19 protein-coding genes, 1 other RNA gene and 2 pseudogenes are annotated in these 18,335 nt (G+C 66.9%); 10 read left to right on the forward strand and 12 right to left on the reverse strand.

The window, feature by feature from the left end:
• Position 1 precedes the first annotated feature (1 nt).
• Positions 2–101: pseudogene (locus AC07NF_RS14365) on the forward strand (hypothetical protein); the annotation flags it as partial.
• A gap of 10 nt (positions 102–111) precedes the next feature.
• On the opposite strand, the gene AC07NF_RS14370 reads toward AC07NF_RS14365, so the two are convergent.
• Together AC07NF_RS14370 and AC07NF_RS14375 are read right to left on the reverse strand one after the other, a co-directional pair.
• A complete protein-coding gene (locus tag AC07NF_RS14370) occupies positions 112–1,125 on the reverse strand; it encodes an aldo/keto reductase (protein WP_494626879.1) in 1,014 nt (337 codons plus the stop codon).
• A gap of 11 nt (positions 1,126–1,136) precedes the next feature.
• Positions 1,137–2,300 (reverse strand): MFS transporter, encoded by a 1,164-nt coding sequence (locus AC07NF_RS14375; protein ID WP_494626881.1) that lies wholly within the window; start codon positions 2,298–2,300, stop codon positions 1,137–1,139.
• A gap of 99 nt (positions 2,301–2,399) precedes the next feature.
• Between AC07NF_RS14375 and AC07NF_RS14380 the strand changes: the two genes are divergently transcribed.
• A complete protein-coding gene (locus AC07NF_RS14380) occupies positions 2,400–3,326 on the forward strand; it encodes a LysR family transcriptional regulator (RefSeq protein ID WP_494626883.1) in 927 nt (308 codons plus the stop codon).
• A gap of 20 nt (positions 3,327–3,346) precedes the next feature.
• Here AC07NF_RS14380 and AC07NF_RS14385 read toward each other — a convergent pair whose 3' ends face one another.
• From AC07NF_RS14385 to AC07NF_RS14400, 4 genes are all read right to left on the reverse strand, one after another.
• Entirely contained in the window at positions 3,347–4,393 is a 1,047-nt protein-coding gene (locus tag AC07NF_RS14385; protein ID WP_494626885.1) for an aspartate-semialdehyde dehydrogenase, read from the reverse strand.
• 99 nt (positions 4,394–4,492) lie between these two features.
• Positions 4,493–4,570 (reverse strand): hypothetical protein, encoded by a 78-nt coding sequence (locus AC07NF_RS14390; RefSeq protein WP_492816578.1) that lies wholly within the window; start codon positions 4,568–4,570, stop codon positions 4,493–4,495.
• A gap of 476 nt (positions 4,571–5,046) precedes the next feature.
• Complete coding sequence (locus tag AC07NF_RS14395; RefSeq protein ID WP_494626887.1) at positions 5,047–5,697, reverse strand: hypothetical protein; 651 nt, start codon at positions 5,695–5,697, stop codon at positions 5,047–5,049.
• Between the two features lie 104 nt (positions 5,698–5,801).
• Entirely contained in the window at positions 5,802–6,470 is a 669-nt protein-coding gene (locus AC07NF_RS14400; RefSeq protein WP_494626890.1) for a glutathione S-transferase family protein, read from the reverse strand.
• Positions 6,471–6,608: 138 nt separating this feature from the next.
• Between AC07NF_RS14400 and AC07NF_RS14405 the strand changes: the two genes are divergently transcribed.
• The gene (locus AC07NF_RS14405) at positions 6,609–7,649 is read left to right on the forward strand and encodes a ribonucleotide-diphosphate reductase subunit beta (RefSeq protein WP_494626892.1); all 1,041 of its coding nucleotides are present in this window, start codon (positions 6,609–6,611) and stop codon (positions 7,647–7,649) included.
• A gap of 164 nt (positions 7,650–7,813) precedes the next feature.
• On the opposite strand, the gene AC07NF_RS14410 is transcribed toward AC07NF_RS14405, so the two are convergent.
• Both AC07NF_RS14410 and AC07NF_RS14415 read right to left on the reverse strand, forming a co-directional pair.
• Positions 7,814–8,140, reverse strand: coding sequence for a GIY-YIG nuclease family protein (locus AC07NF_RS14410; RefSeq protein WP_492815696.1), 327 nt, complete (start codon positions 8,138–8,140; stop codon positions 7,814–7,816).
• Between the two features lie 64 nt (positions 8,141–8,204).
• Positions 8,205–8,345, reverse strand: a pseudogene (locus tag AC07NF_RS14415) (hypothetical protein); the annotation flags it as partial.
• Positions 8,346–8,395: 50 nt separating this feature from the next.
• Between AC07NF_RS14415 and AC07NF_RS14420 the strand changes: the two are divergent.
• On the forward strand, positions 8,396–9,268 hold the full coding sequence (locus AC07NF_RS14420) for a 2-dehydropantoate 2-reductase (RefSeq protein ID WP_494626894.1): 873 nt from the start codon (positions 8,396–8,398) through the stop codon (positions 9,266–9,268).
• A gap of 19 nt (positions 9,269–9,287) precedes the next feature.
• Here the strand turns inward: AC07NF_RS14420 and AC07NF_RS14425 are convergent, their stop codons facing one another.
• Together AC07NF_RS14425 and AC07NF_RS14430 are read right to left on the reverse strand one after the other, a co-directional pair.
• Positions 9,288–9,713, reverse strand: coding sequence for a DUF6491 family protein (locus tag AC07NF_RS14425; RefSeq protein ID WP_492815694.1), 426 nt, complete (start codon positions 9,711–9,713; stop codon positions 9,288–9,290).
• A gap of 152 nt (positions 9,714–9,865) precedes the next feature.
• Entirely contained in the window at positions 9,866–11,125 is a 1,260-nt protein-coding gene (locus tag AC07NF_RS14430) for a dicarboxylate/amino acid:cation symporter (RefSeq protein ID WP_494626897.1), read from the reverse strand.
• 309 nt (positions 11,126–11,434) lie between these two features.
• Here AC07NF_RS14430 and AC07NF_RS14435 point away from each other — a divergent pair, with 309 nt between their 5' ends.
• The gene (locus AC07NF_RS14435; RefSeq protein WP_492815692.1) at positions 11,435–12,889 is read left to right on the forward strand and encodes an AMP nucleosidase; all 1,455 of its coding nucleotides are present in this window, start codon (positions 11,435–11,437) and stop codon (positions 12,887–12,889) included.
• 138 nt (positions 12,890–13,027) lie between these two features.
• Here the strand turns inward: AC07NF_RS14435 and nudC are convergent, their stop codons facing one another.
• A complete protein-coding gene (gene nudC / locus AC07NF_RS14440; RefSeq protein WP_494626900.1) occupies positions 13,028–13,969 on the reverse strand; it encodes an NAD(+) diphosphatase in 942 nt (313 codons plus the stop codon).
• A gap of 72 nt (positions 13,970–14,041) precedes the next feature.
• Between nudC and ffs the strand changes: the two genes are divergently transcribed.
• The 4 genes from ffs to recR all read left to right on the forward strand — a co-directional run bounded on the left by ffs (position 14,042) and on the right by recR (position 17,021).
• An RNA gene (ffs, locus tag AC07NF_RS14445) (signal recognition particle sRNA small type) lies at positions 14,042–14,139 on the forward strand.
• Between the two features lie 82 nt (positions 14,140–14,221).
• Positions 14,222–16,054 (forward strand): DNA polymerase III subunit gamma/tau, encoded by a 1,833-nt coding sequence (locus AC07NF_RS14450; RefSeq protein ID WP_494626902.1) that lies wholly within the window; start codon positions 14,222–14,224, stop codon positions 16,052–16,054.
• 30 nt (positions 16,055–16,084) lie between these two features.
• On the forward strand, positions 16,085–16,414 hold the full coding sequence (locus tag AC07NF_RS14455; protein WP_295114021.1) for a YbaB/EbfC family nucleoid-associated protein: 330 nt from the start codon (positions 16,085–16,087) through the stop codon (positions 16,412–16,414).
• A gap of 4 nt (positions 16,415–16,418) precedes the next feature.
• The gene (recR, locus tag AC07NF_RS14460) at positions 16,419–17,021 is read left to right on the forward strand and encodes a recombination mediator RecR (protein WP_494626904.1); all 603 of its coding nucleotides are present in this window, start codon (positions 16,419–16,421) and stop codon (positions 17,019–17,021) included.
• Between the two features lie 108 nt (positions 17,022–17,129).
• On the opposite strand, the gene AC07NF_RS14465 is transcribed toward recR, so the two are convergent.
• Complete coding sequence (locus AC07NF_RS14465; RefSeq protein ID WP_494626906.1) at positions 17,130–18,002, reverse strand: Rossmann-like and DUF2520 domain-containing protein; 873 nt, start codon at positions 18,000–18,002, stop codon at positions 17,130–17,132.
• A gap of 150 nt (positions 18,003–18,152) precedes the next feature.
• On the opposite strand from AC07NF_RS14465, the gene AC07NF_RS14470 reads away from it, so the two are divergent.
• Positions 18,153–18,305 (forward strand): hypothetical protein, encoded by a 153-nt coding sequence (locus AC07NF_RS14470; protein WP_454718194.1) that lies wholly within the window; start codon positions 18,153–18,155, stop codon positions 18,303–18,305.
• The last annotated feature ends 30 nt before the right edge of the window (positions 18,306–18,335 follow it).

Genomic DNA, 18,335 nt, shown 5'->3' on the forward strand with positions numbered 1-18,335 from the left:
AATGCCCTGCGTGATCCTCGTCCTTCGACAGGCTCAGGATGAGGATCATGGCTGAGGCGTTTCAGTAGAAACCTCATCCTGAGCTTGTCGAAGGACGAGGTTTCGGGCCCGCTAGACTAGCGGCGGATTGAGGTCCCTAAACCCACCCTCGCGCCAGTACGGATAGTAGGGATAGGCCGGTGTCACGGCGCTGGCCGCATCCAGCCGCGCGACCTGCTCGGCGGTCAGGTTCCAGCCGACCGCGCCCAGGTTCTGGCGCAGCTGTTCCTCGGTGCGGGCGCCGATGATGACGCTGGACACCGTCGGGCGCTGCAGCAGCCAGTTGATGGCCACCTGCGGGATGGTCTTCTCGGTCTCGGCGGCAATGGCGTCCAGGGCGTCGACCACGCGGTAGAGGCGTTCGTCGTCCACGGGCGGGCCGGCGTCGGCGGTGTCGTGCAGGCGGCTGGTCTGCGGCAGCGGCTGGCCGCGACGGATCTTGCCGGTCAGGCGACCCCAGCCCAGCGGGCTCCAGGCCATGGCCCCGACGCCCTGGTCGGCGGCCAGCGGCATCAGCTCCCACTCGTAGTCGCGACCGACCAGCGAATAGTAGGCCTGGTGGGCGACGTAGCGCGGCCGGCCGTCACGATCGGCGGCGGCCAGGGACTTCATCAGCTCCCAGCCGGCGAAGTTCGAGGCGCCGACATAGAGGACCTTGCCACTGCGGACGAGGTCGTCCAGCGCCGAAAGCGTCTCCTCGACCGGCGTGGTCCCGTCGAAGGCGTGCAGTTGCAAGAGGTCGATGCGGTCGGTCTTCAGGCGCTTCAGGGCCGCCTCGACGCCGGGGATCAGCGCCTTGCGCGAGGTCCCGCCGTTGAGGCCCAGCTTGGTCGAGATCAGCGCTTGGTCGCGGCGGCCTTCGAGAGCGGCGCCCAGGATCTCCTCGGACGCGCCGTTCGAATAGACGTCGGCGCTGTCGAACAGGGTCATGCCGGCTTCCAGCGCGATGTCGACGATGCGGCGGGCGCCGGCGATGTCGGTGTCACCCCAGGCCGAGAACAGCGGGCCCTGGCCGCCGAACGTGCCGGCGCCGAACGACAGGGCGGGGACCTTCAGGCCGGAGCGGCCCAGCGTGCGGTATTCCATCGGGGGATCTCCTAGGCGAGGGCCGGCGTGCGGCGTTCGAGGGACAGGCTGAAGAAAGCCAAGGCCAGCGCCGACAGCGGCACGGCGGCGGCGATCAAGGGCACGGCCGACAGGCCCGGGCCGTGGGCGATCACCGCCCCGCCCAGCCAGGCGCCGAAGGCGTTACCCAGGTTGAAGGCGGCGATGTTCAGGCTGGACGCCAGGCCCTGGCCCGCACCGCCGGCCTGGCTCAGCACCCGCATCTGCAGCGGGGCGACGGTGGCGAAGGCGGCCGCGCCCAGCAGGAAGGCGGCGATCACGGCGCCGATCTGGCTATGGAAGGCGAAGGCCGAGGCGCCCATGACCACGGTCAGCGCGACCAGGGTCCCGACCAGGGCCGCGTTCAGCCCCTTGTCGGCCCAGCGGCCGCCGACCAGGTTGCCGGCCACCAGGCCCGCGCCGAACACCAGCAGGATCGGCGAGACGGCCTCCTTCGAGAAGCCAGCCAGCTCCATCAGGATCGGCTGGATGTAGGTGAAGACCGCGAACACGCCGCCGAAGCCCAGGACGGTCATGGCCAGGCCCAGTTGCACCTGCGGGCGGGCGAGGACGGCGAACTCCTCGCGCAGCGGCGCGGGCTCGACCTTCTCCTGGGCGCTGGGGACCAGGGCGGCCAGGACGATCAGCGCCACGGCACCGACGCCGGCCACGGCCCAGAAGGCCATCCGCCAGCCGAAGGCCAGGCCCAGCCAGGCGCCGAACGGCACGCCCAGCAGGGTGGCGATGGTCAGGCCGGTGAACATGATGGCGATGGCCGAGGCCTTGCGTTCGGGCGGCACCAGCGAGACGGCGACCAGCGAGCCGACGCCGAAGAACGTCCCGTGCGCCAGGGCCGTGACCAGGCGCGCGCCCATCAGGATCCCGTAGGTCGGGGCGATGGCGGCCAGGATGTTGCCCAAGGTGAAGATCGCCATCAGCACCAGCAGTGTGGTCTTCCGGGGCAGGCGGCGGGTGGCCAGGGTCAGGATCGGCGCGCCAACAAAGACGCCCAGGGCGTAGCCGGTCATCAAGAGGCCGGCGGCCGGGATCGAGACGCCGAGATCGGCGGAGACCTGCATCAGCAGGCCCATGATGATGAATTCGGTGACGCCGATGCCAAAGGCGCCGACGGTCAGGGCATAGAGGGCGAGAGGCATGACAGCCGGCTCCGGTGAATGGTCGGAGCGGGAGATAGCGTCTTGGTGTTCGATGAATTAGATTGCGGTCAGGAACTTCACTTGTGACTTGAGGGAACGATGGCCCGTCAGGAGATCAACCGCTCCGGAGAGATGGAGGTCTTCGCCCGCGTTGTCGAGGAGGGCGGTTTCACGGCCGCCGCCAAGGCCATGTCGATGACCCCGTCGGCGGTCAGCAAGCTGGTGGCGCGGCTGGAAGCGCGGCTCGGCTCGCGGCTGGTGATGCGCTCGACCCGCAAGCTGCAACTGACCGCTGAGGGCCTGACCTTCCATGAGCGCTCCCTGCGGGTGCTGGCTGATCTGGATGAGGCCGAGCGCTCGGTCGCCGCCTGCGCCGTGCCGCGCGGCCGGCTGCGGATCAACGCCAATGTGCCGTTCGGCCTGCACCACCTGTTTCCGCTGATCCCGAAGTTCTCGGCGCTCTACCCGCAGGTCCAGGTCGACGTGACCCTGACCGACCAGGTGATCGACCTCTTGGACGAACGCGCCGAGGTCGCCATCCGCGTGGGGCCGATGCGGCCTTCGCAGCTGGTCGCCAGGAAGCTGGGCGACAGCCGCACCGTCCTGGTCGCCTCGCCCGAATACCTGGCGCGCCGGGGGGCGCCCAAGCATCCCGACGATCTGGCCAAGCACGACCTGATCACCTTCAACTTCTCACGCCAGTCCGATGAATGGCCGTTCCTGATCGGTGGCGAGCGGGTCAGCTACCCCGCCCAAGGCGGCGCCCTGGTCGGCGACGGCGAAAGCGCCACGCACCTGGCCCTGGCCGGGCAGGGGATCACCAAGCTGGGCATCTTCCACATCATCGACCACATCCGGGCGGGGCGGCTGGTCCCGGTGCTGGATGAGTTCAATTCCGGCGAGCTGGAGACGGTCAGCGCCGTCTATGTCGGCCATGCCGGACCGCTGCCCGCGCGGGTGCGGGCGTTCATCGACTTCCTGGCGGCGGAGGTGGACGTGCATTGGCCGATGGGACGAGCGGTCTAGCCGCCCGCCCCGTAGCGAACCTACGCGTCCAGCATCACTTCGGCGATCTGCACCGCGTTCAGCGCCGCGCCCTTGCGCAGGTTGTCGCCGACCACGAACAGGGCCAGGCCGTGCTCCACGGTCGGGTCCGGACGGATGCGGCCCACGAACACCGGATCCTGGCCGGTGGCGGCCAGCGGGTTCGGCACGGCCTCGACCACCACGCCCGGCGCGGCGTCCAGCAGCTGCGTCGCCTCGGCCACCGACAGCGGACGCTCGAACTCGGCGTTGATCGACAGCGAGTGGCCGGTGAAGACCGGCACGCGCACGCAGGTGCCCGAGACCGGCAGGCCCGGCAGCTCCAGGATCTTGCGGCTCTCGTCGCGCAGCTTCAGCTCTTCCTCGGTATAGCCGTCCTCGCCCAGCACGTAGTTCAGTGGCACGACGTTATAGGCCAGCGGCACGGCCCACTTGCGCGCTTCCGGCAGCGGCGCGGCGTCCGGCGACATCGCCAGGCCGTCCAGGTCGCCCGCCGCGCCGGCGCGCAGCTGCTCGGACAGCACCTGGATGCCCTCGACCCCGCCGCCCGACGCGGCCTGGTAGGTGCTGACGGTCAGGCGCTTCAGGCCGGCCTTCTCGTGCAGGGGCTTGAGCACCGGCATGGCGGCCATGGTGGTGCAGTTGGGGTTGGCGACGATGCCCTTGGGGATGTCGTTCAGCGCATGCGGATTGACCTCGGCCACCACCAGCGGGACGTCCGGGTCCGAGCGCCAGGCCGAGCTGTTGTCGATCACCACGGCCCCGGCCGCGGCGGCCTTGGGGGCCAGCTGGCGCGAGGTGTCGCCGCCAGCCGAGAAGAACACGATGTCCAGACCGGCGAAGTCGGCGGTCGAGGCGTCCTCGACGATCACTTCCTGGCCCTTGAAGTCGATCTTGCTCCCGGCCGATCGCGCGGAGGCGAACAGGCGCAGCTGCGCGACCGGGAAGTCCCGCTCGGCCAGCAGCTCGCGCATCATGCCGCCCACCAGGCCGGTGGCGCCGACGACGCCGACGCGCGGCGGATTGGATCGGGAAAACTTGAAGCTCATGGAAGGCGTCTCCTGGTGTCTAGGAGCGCGGGGAGCTGTCAGATCTCGTCGAGAGAGAGCCGCCCCGCGCCATCGGCGGGGCTGGTTCGAGGATGCCGCTTAGATCGCGCGCATACCCGCCGCCCCACCGAAGCGGGTCGTTTTGCGGGTAATAATTTTAGTCGCGGCGAATTGCATCGAGGGTGCTTCTAGCGGCGAAGCTGGGCTGGGTAAAGAGGTTCGGGGGAAGAATGATGCGTCGGTGAGGTCGCAGGCGCCGTTATGAGCAAGGTCATACCCCACTCCGTCATCCCGCGCTTTATGCGCGGGACCCATGGTTCAGCTTCCACGTGAGAGCCTAGGTCCGCACTTCACGTGCGGCGGACAAATGGGTCCCGCGAACAAGTCGCGGGATGACGGGGAGGGGGTGTCGGAATTCCTTCTCGCCCGAGAAGGAGCCCTCCTTACATCTCACGGCGAGACGGTCGCAGGGCTGATCAGGTCACTCAAGGACGACGCTCCGCGTCGCCGCCGCGCGGCCGCCCGGAGGGCGGTTCTTGACTGACCTGATCAGCCCTGCACGCTGCAGCCTCCAAGAGATTTAAGGATCGCACCGACCTCGAGGAGGTCGGTGGGGAGGTCATTCGGAGCGTGTGACTAATGTCCCGCTTCAATCAAATTGATGTGTTGTCTTTCAGTATTTCGCTAATCCTCTCGAGGAAGGGCTTTAGGCGCCAATATCCCGTTTTGGATTCTTCCAACTCCACCTCAATTTGACGCTGAGCCTCCGCTTCGAGGTGTGCTAAGTTTCTAAGATCGTAGGTTTTTTTGATATCTCCAGAATAGGCCTCATCAATTAGGCCCAATCTCACAGCGCAATCGACCTTGTCCTTGAATGGTATGCTGCTGCGTTGAGTTTTTGAATCCTTATACACGCATGGGAAAATCTTCTCACCATCATAAGTCACGCTGGTTAGACTGCCAAATGCTGAAACTGGCTTGTAAGACTTATGCGTCTGAAGCTGTTTTACCTCTTCATGATCGGCAAAAACTGTCCATAGAAGGTATGCTACTACAGCCTCATAAATCGAGGCATATTGGATAATTTGAAATTTGACGAACGGGTGCGAGAATTCTTCTTCTGGCCGGAGGGCTTCCATCAACTTGTATACATATCGTGCTGAGTAGTACGCTCTTCCTAGGCTCGATTTTAGACTATCATCAGCTATAAAATTAAACTGATCGGTGTGCCAAGCTAGATCTCCGGGGAGATCTCGCTTGCAGTATGCAAGTATCTCGTCTCTTTGCTCATGTGGTAGTGGCATTCTTTATCCCTCGGAGCGAGCTGTACAAGCAGCACGGTCATTTAACGCTACGAGGCAAGGGTGTAACTTGGGGTAGATTTTTTAATCACTAACGCGTCAGAGTGTCATTCCTGCTGCCCTAGCCGCTCCCATCCCTCGAAGAACGGGAACCGCTTGGGCCAGAACTCCGCCAGCCTCGGGTCCGCGTCCACCCGCTTCACCACCTCCGCCATCCTCGGCGCGACCTCGTAGAACCGCACCCGCCTCGGCCCCCAGCGGCTCACCACCGTGACGTACAGGTCCAGCACCGTCAGCTCGTCGCCCAGCAGGTAGCGCCCCGGCGTCAGCTGGCTCTCCATCATCGCCCAGCAGTCGAGGATGCGCTCGGCCGTCGCGGCCTTGATCCGCGCGCCGACCTCCGCGTCCGAGCCGCCCAGGCGTGAAGGGTCGTCCCGCACCCAGAACAGCGAATAGATCGAGGCCGGGATGAAGGTCATCCAGCGCAGGAACTGGGCGCGGCGCGGATCGTCGATGGCCGGGCCAAGCCGCGCTTCCGGGTAGCGGTCCGCTAGCCAGATCAGGATCGCCGCGCTCTCGGTGATGGTCTCGCCGTCGGGCGTGACCAAGGCTGGGATCTGTTTCAGCGGGTTGACCGTGGCGACCTTGGCCTGCTCGGCTTCGCCCTCCCAGGTGGGAGCCTCGACCACCTCATAGGGCAGGCCGATCAAGGACATAGCGGCTTCGACGGGTACGCCGCCCGAGCCCAGGGCGCTGAACAGGCGGTAGGCGGTCATCGTCGACTCCCGAATTATCCACACCCTACTCACAACATCTTGTGTGGGTGCGACGTCACGACCACTAGATGGCAGCCGTCGCTTTGATAGGGTGAGTCAACTTAGCGTCTGTTCGACGATTCTGCTCCGAGGCTCCGCATGTCCGCTCCGTCGTCGCTCATCCTGCCCGGCCTGATGACCCCCTCGGGCGGCTACAAGCCGTTCCGTTATCCGTGGGCCTACGACTTCTGGAAGAAGCAGCAGCAGGTCCACTGGATGCCGGAAGAGGTGCCGCTGGGCGAGGACCTCAAGGACTGGGCCGTCAAGCTGAACGACAAGGAACGGAACCTGCTGACGCAGATCTTCCGCTTCTTCACGCAGTCCGACGTCGAGGTGCAGGACAACTACATGGAGCGCTACGGTCGGGTGTTCAAACCGACCGAAGTGAAGATGATGCTGGCCTCGTTCGCGAACATGGAGACGATCCATATCGCGGCGTACGCCCTGCTGCTCGAGACGATCGGCATGCCCGAGACCGAGTTCTCGGCCTTCATGGAATACGAGGCCATGAAGAACAAGCATGACTACATGCAGACCTTCGGCGTCGACTCGAACGCGGATATCTGCCGCACGCTGGCGATGTTCGGCGGCTTCACCGAAGGCCTGCAGCTGTTCGCCTCGTTCGCGATGCTGATGAACTTCCCGCGCTTCAACAAGATGAAGGGCATGGGCCAGATCGTCTCGTGGTCGATCCGCGACGAGAGCCTGCACTGCGACGGCATCATCAAGCTGTACCATGCGTTCAACAAGGAAACGAACGCGGTCACCAAGTCGGTGGCGGATGACATCGTCGACTGCTGCAAGACCGTGGTGAAGATGGAGGACGCCTTCATCGACCTGGCCTTCGAGGCCGGCGACATCCAGGGCATGACCCCCGACGACATCAAGCAGTACATCCGCTTCATCGCCGACTGGCGCCTGCGCCAGCTGCAGCTGCCGGAAGTGTACGGCGTGAAGGAAAACCCGCTGCCGTGGCTGCAGTCGCTGCTGTCGGGCGTCGAGCACGCCAACTTCTTCGAAGCCCGCGCGACCGAATATTCCAAGGCCGCGACCAAGGGTCAGTGGCACGGCGCCGAGGGTGTGTGGACCAGCTTCGACGAGATGATGAAGAAGCGCACGGACCTGACGCCGGCGGAATAGGCCTTTTACGAGGGGCGTGGTGAGGGGCGGGGCCGCATGGTCTCGCCCTTCGTCGTTCTGGAGCTGCGGCGGAGGCAGCGCCGACTTCCTCGTCCTTCGACAGGCTCAGGATGAGGACGTGGAAAGGCTGCGGCCTTTGCACCTCATCGCACCCCCACAACACCTCATCCTGAGCTTGTCGAAGGACGAGGTGTTCGGCACTGCGCCAGACCGGGAAGCGCTTTCCAATCGCCACGGATCACCGCCTCTTTCTTTGCGCGGCTCCAGCCCTTCAGCTGCCGCTCGAACGCGATGGCGTCGGTGATGAACTGGAATTCGCCCGTCCAAGCGAGCTCGACGGGGCGGCGCTTGTAGGTGAAGGCCTTCGGGTCGAGGCCGGCATTGTGCTCGGCGACGCGGGTGTTGGGATCTGGGCCGCGATGCGAGCCGACGTAGTACATGCCGTCGGCGCAGCGCAGGATGTAGACCCAGGCTGATTGGACGTCATGCATCGCGGATGCTCCTGCTTCGCGATGATGCGCCTATAGATTGAGGTGGCGCAATCCGTGCCGAAACACCTCGTCCTTCGACAAGCTCAGGATGAGGTGTTTGGAATGCCGAGGGGGAGTCTCACGTCCTCACCGTACATCTCACATCCTCATCCTGAGCTTGTCGAAGGACGAGGATGTCGGCAGTGCGCGGAAGTTCGTGACCCAGTCACGTCGGCGCTCTAGTTACCGCGCTAGAGCAAGGTACGGAGCTTCAGCATGACCAGCATCGCGGTGATCGGCCCGGGGGCCGTAGGCGGCACGGTAGCCGCCTGGCTGGCGCAGAATCCCGCGCATGATGTGACCGTCTGCGTGCGCACGCCGTTCCAGACCCTGGCGGTCGAGACGCCCGAGGGGCCGATCACGGCCAGTCCGCGCGTGGCGACGTCGCCGGAAGGCCTCACGCCGGTCGACTGGGTGCTGGTGGCGACCAAGACCTACGACACCGACGGCACCATGGCTTGGCTCTCGGCGCTGGTCGGGCCGGAAACGCGCGTGGCCATCCTGCGCAATGGGGTCGAGCACACCGTGCCGTTCGCCGACAAGGTCGCGGCCGAGAACCTGGTTCCGGCGGTGGTCGACATCCCGGCCGAGCGCTCGGCGCCGGGCCGGGTGCTGCAGCGGCGCAATGGCTGGATCAAGGTTCCGGCGGGCGCGGCGGGCGAGGGCTTCGCGGCCCTGTTCGCCCACACGCCGATCGCGATCGAGGTCGTCGAGGACTTTACCACCGAGGCCTGGAAGAAGCTCGCTTTGAACTGCGCCGGGGCGGTCAACGCCCTGGTCCTCAAGACCGCCATCGTCGCCCATGACGAGGGCGCGGCGGAGGTCATGCGGGCCCTGGTGCGCGAATGCGTGGCGGTGGGCCGGGCCGAGGGGGCGGATCTCTCCGACGACCTGCCGGACGCGGTGATCGCCGGCTATCGCGGCCAGGCGCCGGAGTCGATGAACTCGCTGCACGCCGACCGCGTGGCGGGGCGGCCGATGGAGCTGGACGCCCGCAACGGCGTCATCGTCCGCAAGGGCGCGGCGCACGGGATCGCGACGCCCGCCAACGCCATGATCGTGGCGCTGCTGAACGCGGCCGCCTCCTGAAGGAAGCGGCCGGGCTCGCTTACGGGCGGTCCTTCTTGGGGATCGCCTGGATCTGTTCCGGCGTCAGCTTGGTGATGGTCTTGGCGCGGATGGGCATGGCGAAGCCCATGCCGTCCGAGACCCGCAGGTCCAGGTCCATCGGGCTGCAGACGCTGTCGGTGCCGCGCACGATCGAGACCAGGTGATTGCCCGGCCAGGTCAGCTGGTTGGAGCCATACGACAGGTCGACGCGATAGACCTCGCGGTTGCGGACCTTGAGGTACAGGGTGTTCTTGTCCGGGGCGCTCCAACCGCGCCAGTCGGACAGGTAGAAGCACTGGCGAGGCGGCTTGGTCGCCTTGGCCGGGGCATCGCCTTGAGCCGCCGAAGCAGCCGTCGCGCCCAGGCCAGCGGCGATGGCGAGCCCGATCAGCGCGGTGCGCGTGACGTGGGTGAGCTTGCTCATGGCGTGGTCGTCCTAAAAGGTCCCTCGACTCAAGAGATTGGGCTTCGGCGGGGCGAAGTCAAGTTTTTACTGTACATTTGAAACTGTACACGAAAAAGCCCGCTTCCGATGAGGGAAGCGGGCCGTCTCTGAGAGCGTTCCGGAGAGTGCTCTTAGGCTTTCGCGGGCTCGGGTTCGTCGGGGACGATATCGTCCAGCTCGCCCTCCCACTTGGCGACCACGGCGGCGGCGACGCTGTTGCCCACGACGTTGGTGGCGCTGCGGCCCATGTCCAGCAAGTGGTCCACGCCGAGAACGAGCGCGATCCAGGCGTCGGGCATGCCGAAGTGGGTGAGGGTGGCCATGATCACCACCAGCGAGGCGCGCGGGATGCCGGCGATGCCCTTGGAGGTCACCATCAGCAGCGCCAGCATGAAGATCTGCTGCTGGATCGACAGGTGCACGCCGTGCGCCTGCAGGATGAACATGGTGGCGAACGTGCAGTACAGCATCGAGCCGTCGAGATTGAACGAGTAGCCCAGCGGTAGCACGAACGAGACGATGCGGCGGCGCACGCCGATCTTGGGCAGGCCGTCCAGGATGCGCGGATAGGCGGCTTCCGACGAGGCGGTCGAGAAGGCCAGCAGGGCCGGGTCGCGGATCACGCCGAACAGCGGGATCACCCGCTTGCCGATCACCAGGAAGGCGGCGACGAACAGCAGCGCCCACAGCACGCCCATGGTGGCGTAAAAGCCCAGCACGAACTTGCCGTAGACCACCAGCATCGAGATGCCTTGGGTGGCGATGGACGAGGCCAGGGCGCAGAAGATGGCCAGCGGGGCCAGCTTCATCACGAAGCTGGTGACCTTCAGCATGATCTGGGCGCCTTGCTCGGCCAGCTCCATGATCTGCGGGGCCTTGTTGTCCAGCGAGGCGACGGCCGTGCCGACGAACAGGCTGAACACCACGATCTGCAGGATCTCGTTCTTGGCCAGGGCGTCGAAGATCGAGGTCGGCACCAGGTGGACGATGAAGGTCTGCAGGGTGAAGCCTTCGGTCGAGGCCGCCGGCGGGGCGGCCGTCGAGGCGGCGTCGGTCAGGACCAGGCCCGCGCCCGGCTGCAGGATGTGGACCATCAGCAGGCCCAGCAGCAGCGACACGGCCGAGGCGGTGATGAACCAGCCCATGGTCTTGACGCCGATGCGGCCGACCGAGGCGGCGTCCTCCATGTGGGCGATGCCGGCGATCAGGGTGGTCAGCACCAGCGGCGCGATGATCATCTTGATCAGGCGCAGGAACAGGTCGGTGCCCAGCTTGAACCACTTGGAGGCCTCGGCGGCCTGCGCGGGGTCCAGAAACTGGTTGCAGGCCCAGCCCGTGGCGACGCCCAGGACCATGGCCCCGACGATCATGAACGCGAAGCGTTTATTCATTCAGTCCCCCTGGCGCCTCTATCGGGCGTCGACGGCATGTTCTGGTTTCCGAAAGGAACGACGCACGAGAACGCCCGCGCCGCCATCCGCTCCTTCCTTGAGCATTTCCGCCCTTGTGGCCGACGAACGCGGGTTCGTCCATGCCCTAGAGGCGGTCGGGCCCTGTCTACGGCGCGCCAAGCCGAAGAAATGGGCTCATCCTGAAGACGGAAGCGCGCGCGGCTTCCTCATCGTCGGTAAGTAATAAATCATTCCCATTTGGCCGGGCCGGCGTCTCGCCAACGTCGCAAAACGTCGCTATAAGGACCCATGTCAAACCAAGAAAAAGCAATCGCCGTCGTTGAACGGCTCAATGACGAATACGAACGCGCCGTCGACGCTCTCCGGACCGCCCTGCGCGCCTATCTCGAAAACGGAACCCGACCCGACCCGCAAGCGCGGTTCGACGGTACGTTCGCCTATCCCGAGCTGCGCCTGACCTACGATCCCGAGGCCCTGCCGCCCAAGCTGGCCCGTTCGTACGCCCGCGTCAGCCGCCCCGGCGTCTATTCCACGACCGTGACCAAGCCGGCCCAGTTCAAGGACTATCTGGTCGAGCAGCTGACCCTCCTGATGGACGACTTCGAGGTCGAGATCGAGGTCGAGCGCTCGCGCCAGGAAATCCCGTATCCCTACGTTCTGGACGCCACCATCGACCTGAACCAGGCCGACGTGCGCAGCGAAGACATCGCCCGCTTCTTCCCGACCACGGACCTGGCCTTCATCGGCGACGAGATCGCCGACGGGGTGTGGGACCCGACCCTGGAAGAGACGCGCCCGCTGTCGCTGTTCGATGGCTTGCGCACCGACTTTTCGCTGGCGCGCCTCAAGCACTACACCGGCACGCCGGCCGAGGACGTGCAGCAGTTCATCCTGTTCACGAACTACAATCGTTATGTCGACGAGTTCGTGCGCTGGAGCATCGAGCAGCTGCAGCAGCCCGACAGCCCCTACACGGCCCTGTCGTGCGCGGGCGGCCTGACCATCACCGCCAACACGGTCAATCCGGAACTGGCGGTGGCGGAGTCGACCTGGCGCAAGCACCAGATGCCGGCCTATCACCTGATGGCCCCGGGCGGCGCGGGCGTGACGCTGCTGAACATCGGCGTCGGTCCGTCCAACGCCAAGACGATCTGCGACCACCTGGCGGTGCTGCGCCCGCAAGCCTGGCTGATGATCGGCCACTGCGGCGGCCTGCGCGACACCCAGACCATCGGCGACTACGTCCTGGCCCACGCCTATCTGCGCGACGACCACGTGCTGGACGCCGTGCTGCCGCCGGAAATCCCTGTGCCCTCGATCGCCGAGGTCCAGCGGGCGCTTTACGACGCCTCCAAGGCGATCAGCGGCGACAGCGGCGACCAGCTGAAGAAGCGCCTGCGCACCGGCACCGTGGTCACCACCGACGACCGCAACTGGGAACTGCGCCACAGCCTCTCGGCTCTGCGCTTCAACCAGAGCCGGGCCGTGGCCATCGACATGGAGTCGGCGACCATCTCGGCCCAGGGCTATCGTTTCCGGGTGCCGTACGGGACGCTGCTGTGCGTGTCGGACAAGCCGCTGCACGGCGAGATCAAGCTGCCGGGGCAGGCGAATGCCTTCTACGAGCGGGCGATCAGCCAGCACCTGCAGATCGGGATCATGGCCTGCAAGCTGCTGCACGCCGAAGGGCCGAACTTGCACTCGCGGAAACTGCGGGCGTTCGACGAGCCGCCGTTCCGGTAAGGGGCAAGCTCTGAAATCTCCTCCCCCTCTGGGGGAGGTGGCCCAGAGGGCCGGAGGGGGTAGCTCGGCATCGGCCGGCGACGCCCCCTCAGTCGGCTTCGCCGACAGCTCCCCCAGCGGGGGAGCAGAGTCCGTAGCCTACGCCTCCTCCGCCCAAGCCTTGATCAACTGATGCGCGATCGCCAGCGGCGGCGGGGCGAACACCCCCTCCAGCTCGCCCTTGATCAGCTGCTGGGCCTCTTCCTTGGTAAACCAGCGCACCTCTTCCAGCTCGGTCTGGTCCGGCGCGGCGTCGGCGGTCTCGACATCCGCCATCAGGCCCATCATCAGCGAGCCCGGCCACGGCCAGGGCTGGCTGGAGTGGTAGCGCACGGCGGTCGCCTTCAGGCCGGCCTCTTCCTGCAGCTCGCGGGCGCAGGCTTCCTCGATGGTCTCGCCGGGCTCGATGAAGCCGGCCAGGGCCGAGAACATGCCGGCGGGCCAGGCCGCCTGGCGGCCCAGCAGGCACTTGCCCTCGTGCAGGGCCAGCATGATCGCCACCGGGTCGGTGCGCGGGAAGTGTTCGGTTTCGCAGGCCGTGCAGATCCGCTTCCAGCCGCCGTCGCTGACCTCGGTCTTCTGGCCGCAGGCGCTGCACCAGCGGTGGCGGCGGCGCCATTCGAACATCGACTTGGCGGTGGCCAGGATGCCGGCGTCGGCCGGCGGCATGGTCGAGGCCACCCCGCGTAGCTCCTCAAAGCGCCCCAGGCCCTTCAGCGGACCCTCGGCGGGATCGGCCGCGCCCTCGACGTCGACGGCGAAGACCGCGATGTCCTTCCACAGGCCCATATATAGCAGGCGCTCGTTGCCGCCCGCCAGGTCCTGGGCCAGGTCCGCGCGCAGATAGGCGATCTGGACGCCGGTCGGCTGACCGTCTTCGCCCAGGACGTCCTCGACCAGCGGCTTGCCGTTCCACAGCGCCACGGCCAGGGATTCGGCGTCGGTCAGCTTTTCAGCCAGCCAGGCCTCGTCGCCGCGACGCTCGCTGTCGCGGTTCAACGGGTTGCCGGCGAAGGTGTTGGTGATGATCGAAAGGGCCATGCGCGACTCTCTAGCGCGGGTTGAATGACTCGTCAGCCTTGCATCCTTCGTCCGGAGTCGCGATATAGGCCTTGGAGATCGGCGCGGACGGAGTCCTTGCCAACCTGGTCAGGGCCGAGAGGCAGCAGCCACAACAAGATCACCTCTGGGTCGCTGTCCGGTCTCCACCTTCCCCTAAAATCTGTCAGCAGATGCGCGCGCAAGCCGGCGTAAGGCTTTTGCTGCGCCCTTCGCGCCACTACACTCGGAGTCATGGCCGACCACGACGACCTCACCAACGATTCCGCGCCGCCGTGGGACGAAGCGCCCACTGAACGCGACGAGAACACCGCCGATATCTTCGGCGAAGCGCCGCCCGCGCCGGCGGCCCGTGAAGAGTCGCGCCCCGTCGTCGAGTCTCCGCCCGAAGGCAAGGAGGGCGACGCCTACACCGTGCTGGCGCGGAAATACCGTCCGCGCACCTTCGAGGACCTGATCGGCCAGGAGGCCATGGTCCGCACCCTGGCCAACGCGTTCTCCACCGGCCGCATCGCCCACGCCTTCATGCTCACCGGCGTGCGGGGCGTCGGCAAGACCACGACCGCGCGCCTGCTCGCCCGCGCCCTGAACTACGAGACCGACACCGTCAAAGGCCCGTCCGTCGACTTGACCACCGAAGGCTACCACTGCCGCGCCATCATCGAAGGCCGGCACATGGACGTGCTGGAACTGGACGCCGCGTCGCGCACCAAGGTCGACGAGATGCGCGAGCTGCTGGACGGGGTGCGCTACGCCCCGGTCGAGGCGCGCTACAAGGTCTACATCATCGACGAAGTGCACATGCTGTCGACGGCGGCGTTCAACGCCCTGCTGAAGACGCTGGAAGAGCCGCCGCCGCACGCCAAGTTCATCTTCGCCACCACCGAGATCCGCAAGGTCCCGGTGACGATCCTGTCGCGCACCCAGCGCTTCGACCTGCGCCGGGTCGAGCCGGACGTGCTGGTCAAGCACTTCGACAAGATCTCGGCCAAGGAAGGCGCGCGGATCGAGATGGACGCCCTGGCCCTGATCGCCCGCGCGGCCGAGGGTTCGGTGCGCGACGGCCTGTCGCTGCTGGACCAGGCGATCGTCCAGACCGATCGCGGGGCCACGGTCACCTCGGCCGTCGTGCGTGACATGCTGGGCCTGGCCGACCGCGGCCAGACCATCGCCCTGTTCGAAAACGTCATGGCCGGCAAGACCAAGGACGCCCTGGAAGGCTTCCGCGCCCTGTGGGGCTTCGGGGCCGACCCGTCGGTGGTCATGCTCGATGTCCTGGACCACTGCCACAGTTCCGCGGTGTCCAAGGCCCTGGGTCCGGACGCCCTGTCGATGCCCAAGGAGCAGGCCGCCCGTCTGGCCGCCATCGGGGCCCACACCTCGGCCGGCACGCTCTCCAGGCTCTGGCAGATGCTGCTGAAGGCCCATGAGGAGGTGCGCCGCGCGCCCGACGCCATGGCCGCGGCCGAGATGGCTCTGATCCGGCTCTGCTACGCCGCCGACCTGCCAGGGCCCGAAGAGGCGCTGAAGGCCCTGCGCGACGGTTCGCCGATCGGCGGCGGTGGTCCGGGCGGCGGGGTCGCGGTTGGCGGCGGCGGTGGTGGTGGCGCGGTCTCGGCCCATGCGCCGATGACCATGGCCGCGCCGGGCGCCCAGGCCATGCCGGTGGTCGCCTCGTTCGACGACGTCATGGCCCTGATCGCGGCCAAGCGCGACATCGGTCTGCGCCTGGACGCCGAGCAATATATCCGTCCGATCAGCTTCCGGCCCGGCGCCATCACCTTCGAGGCCGCCCCCGGCGCGCCCGGCAACCTGGCCGGCCGCCTGGTCCGCTTCCTGAAGGAGGCCACCGGCCAGCCCTGGCTGGTCGCGGCCGAAGGCGGCGGCGGGGCCGAGAGCCTGATGGAGCGCCAGAAGCGCGAAGAGCGCGAGCAGATGGAGGAGATCAAGAAGGATCCCTTCGTCGCCTCGGTGCTTTCGGCCTTTCCGGGCGCCGAGATCATCGAGATCCGCAAGCTCCTGACGCCGGAAACCCCGCCGCTCGAGCCGGACGAGGAAGAGGGCTGAGGCCCGCTGTTTTGAAGTTGGAGTTCTAGGATGAAAGACCTCGGCGGCCTGATGAAGCAGGCCCAGGCCATGCAGCAGAAACTGGCCGACGCTCAGGCGCAGCTGGCCGTCAGCACGGTCGACGGCACGTCCGGCGGCGGCATGGTCACCGTCACCCTGATGGGCACGGGCGAGCTGGTGCGCGTGCTGATGGACGAAAGCCTGGTCCAGCCGGGTGAGGGCGAAGTGATCGCCGACCTGATCATCGCCGCCCACGCCGACGCCAAGAAGAAGCTGGACGCCAAGCAGGCCCAGATGATGCAGGACGCCGCTGGTCCCATGGCGGGCCTGATGGGCGGCATGCCTGGGATGAAGTTCTAACGACTTGGGAGCCTCCGCCGGACCCGAGATCGAGCGCCTGATCGCCCTGCTGTCAAAGCTGCCGGGGCTGGGACCGCGTTCGGGCCGGCGGGCGGCTCTGGCCCTGCTGAAGAAGCGCGACACGCTGCTGGCGCCCTTGGCGCTGGCCATGGCCGAGGCTCAGGCCAAGGTCCGCACCTGCTCGACCTGCGGCTCGTTGGACGTCACCGATCCCTGCTCGATCTGCGCCGACGGCAGCCGTGACCGACGGCTGCTGTGCGTGGTCGAGGAGGTCGGGTCGGTCTGGGCCATGGAGCGCGGCGGCTCGTTCCGTGGGCGGTATCACGTGCTGGGCGGCCTGCTGTCGGCCCTGGACGGCGTTGGTCCCGAAGCGCTGCGCATCGGCGAGCTGGCGGCCCGCGTGGCTGGCGGCGAGGTGGCCGAAGTGATCCTGGCCCTGCCGGCCACGGTGGATGGCCAGACGACCGCCCACTACATCGCCGACCGCCTGGCCCGCACCAATGTGCCGGTGACCATGCTGGCGCGCGGCGTGCCCGTCGGCGGCGACCTCGACTGGCTGGACGACGGCACCATCGCCCAGGCTCTACGCGCTCGGCGGCCGGCCTAGGCGGGGCCGTCCCCGCCCTTCGACAGGCTCAGGGTGAGGACTACTTTTGAAGCCGTATCAGTAGAAAACCTCATCCTGAGCTTGTCGAAGGACGAGGTTTTCGGCTCCTCAGTCGGAGACCGGTTTGGCCAACACCTTCGCCAAGGCCTCAAGGTCCAGCTCTGGGCTTTTGCGCCGCGACAGGTCTAGGGTCCGGCGGCCCAGTTCCAGATAGAGATCGAACAGCGCCGAGTCGTGAGCGGCGATCGCCTCGGCCTGCACCTTCACCGTTTCGGCGTCGCCGCGCGCGATCGGGCCGGTCAGGGCCTGGACAGGGCCGCGCTCCAGGATCGCGCCCAGGGCGTCGCGCAGGATGGGCGCGAGGATCCGCAGGCTGTCGGCTTGGCCGATCCCTGCCGCCGCATGAGCGTCCAGCGCCGCCTGCACCAGCGTCGTCAGGTAGTTCGACGCGAACACCGCGCCGGCATGATAGAGCCGCCGGTCGACAGTGGCCTCCAGGATCACCGGCTCGCCGCCGATCGCCCGCACAGCCGGGGCCAGGACGGCCAGCGCCGTCGCGTCGCCCTGCAGGGTGCACACCACACCCTCGAAGGTGGCGACCTCGCGGGCGGGATCGGCGAAGGCTTTGACCGGATGCAACGCTGCGAGGGCGGAGCCGCGCAACGGCGCCAGAGGCCCGAGGTCGCGAGCGCCGCTGCAATGGAAGATGACCAGCCCCGTCGGATCGACCTTCTCCACCAGCCGCGTCGCGACGCCGCCGATGGCCTCGTCGCGCACCGACAACATGACCGCGTCGCCGGGGCGCGGCGAGAAGGCCTCGAGGTCCATGACCTCGCCGTCGCCGATGAAGGCCCGGCCGGCCTTCGCGCTCTCCGCCGTGCGCGCCGCGATCCCGGCGATCTCGAACGCGCCGTGGTCATGGAACAGCCGGCCCAGGGTCTTGCCGACCGCGCCCGGTCCGATGATCCAAAGTCGGGCCATGCTGGCGCTCCTTGCGACGAGGCCGAGCATCTAGACCCTCGTCGCGTCCAGATCGAGAGCCGCCCGCTGACAGCGCCGCTTGGTCATGCCAAGCTTGGCGTACTCGCGTTCGGCGAACCGCCGCCGCGCCAGGAATGAGGGACTGATTTCATGAGCACGCCCGAAGACAAGGCTCCGGAAGCCGAAACCGAAGCGCCGCACCCGGCCAAGGTCGGCGTGGTGGACAAGGGCCACAACGTCACCGGTTTCGCCGGCGAGCCGATCAACGGCATGATCGCCGATCTCGCCGACGGCGACGACTGACAAGATACGGGCGGCGGCCTTTAAGCCGCC

Source organism: Caulobacter sp. GW821-FHT10A06 (genome assembly GCF_059415805.1).

Excerpts from the sequence above, each read along its gene's own strand:
- AC07NF_RS14370 (WP_494626879.1), bottom strand. The coding sequence starts at position 1,125 with ATGGAATACCGCACGCTGGGCCGCTCCGGCCTGAAGGTCCCCGCCCTG.
- AC07NF_RS14375 (WP_494626881.1), bottom strand. The coding sequence starts at position 2,300 with ATGCCTCTCGCCCTCTATGCCCTGACCGTCGGCGCCTTTGGCATCGGC.
- AC07NF_RS14380 (WP_494626883.1), top strand. The coding sequence starts at position 2,400 with ATGGCCCGTCAGGAGATCAACCGCTCCGGAGAGATGGAGGTCTTCGCC.
- AC07NF_RS14385 (WP_494626885.1), bottom strand. The coding sequence starts at position 4,393 with ATGAGCTTCAAGTTTTCCCGATCCAATCCGCCGCGCGTCGGCGTCGTC.
- AC07NF_RS14390 (WP_492816578.1), bottom strand. The coding sequence starts at position 4,570 with ATGCAATTCGCCGCGACTAAAATTATTACCCGCAAAACGACCCGCTTC.
- AC07NF_RS14395 (WP_494626887.1), bottom strand. The coding sequence starts at position 5,697 with ATGCCACTACCACATGAGCAAAGAGACGAGATACTTGCATACTGCAAG.
- AC07NF_RS14400 (WP_494626890.1), bottom strand. The coding sequence starts at position 6,470 with ATGACCGCCTACCGCCTGTTCAGCGCCCTGGGCTCGGGCGGCGTACCC.
- AC07NF_RS14405 (WP_494626892.1), top strand. The coding sequence starts at position 6,609 with ATGTCCGCTCCGTCGTCGCTCATCCTGCCCGGCCTGATGACCCCCTCG.
- AC07NF_RS14410 (WP_492815696.1), bottom strand. The coding sequence starts at position 8,140 with ATGCATGACGTCCAATCAGCCTGGGTCTACATCCTGCGCTGCGCCGAC.
- AC07NF_RS14420 (WP_494626894.1), top strand. The coding sequence starts at position 8,396 with ATGACCAGCATCGCGGTGATCGGCCCGGGGGCCGTAGGCGGCACGGTA.
- AC07NF_RS14425 (WP_492815694.1), bottom strand. The coding sequence starts at position 9,713 with ATGAGCAAGCTCACCCACGTCACGCGCACCGCGCTGATCGGGCTCGCC.
- AC07NF_RS14430 (WP_494626897.1), bottom strand. The coding sequence starts at position 11,125 with ATGAATAAACGCTTCGCGTTCATGATCGTCGGGGCCATGGTCCTGGGC.
- AC07NF_RS14435 (WP_492815692.1), top strand. The coding sequence starts at position 11,435 with ATGTCAAACCAAGAAAAAGCAATCGCCGTCGTTGAACGGCTCAATGAC.
- nudC (WP_494626900.1), bottom strand. The coding sequence starts at position 13,969 with ATGGCCCTTTCGATCATCACCAACACCTTCGCCGGCAACCCGTTGAAC.
- AC07NF_RS14450 (WP_494626902.1), top strand. The coding sequence starts at position 14,222 with ATGGCCGACCACGACGACCTCACCAACGATTCCGCGCCGCCGTGGGAC.
- AC07NF_RS14455 (WP_295114021.1), top strand. The coding sequence starts at position 16,085 with ATGAAAGACCTCGGCGGCCTGATGAAGCAGGCCCAGGCCATGCAGCAG.
- AC07NF_RS14465 (WP_494626906.1), bottom strand. The coding sequence starts at position 18,002 with ATGGCCCGACTTTGGATCATCGGACCGGGCGCGGTCGGCAAGACCCTG.
- AC07NF_RS14470 (WP_454718194.1), top strand. The coding sequence starts at position 18,153 with ATGAGCACGCCCGAAGACAAGGCTCCGGAAGCCGAAACCGAAGCGCCG.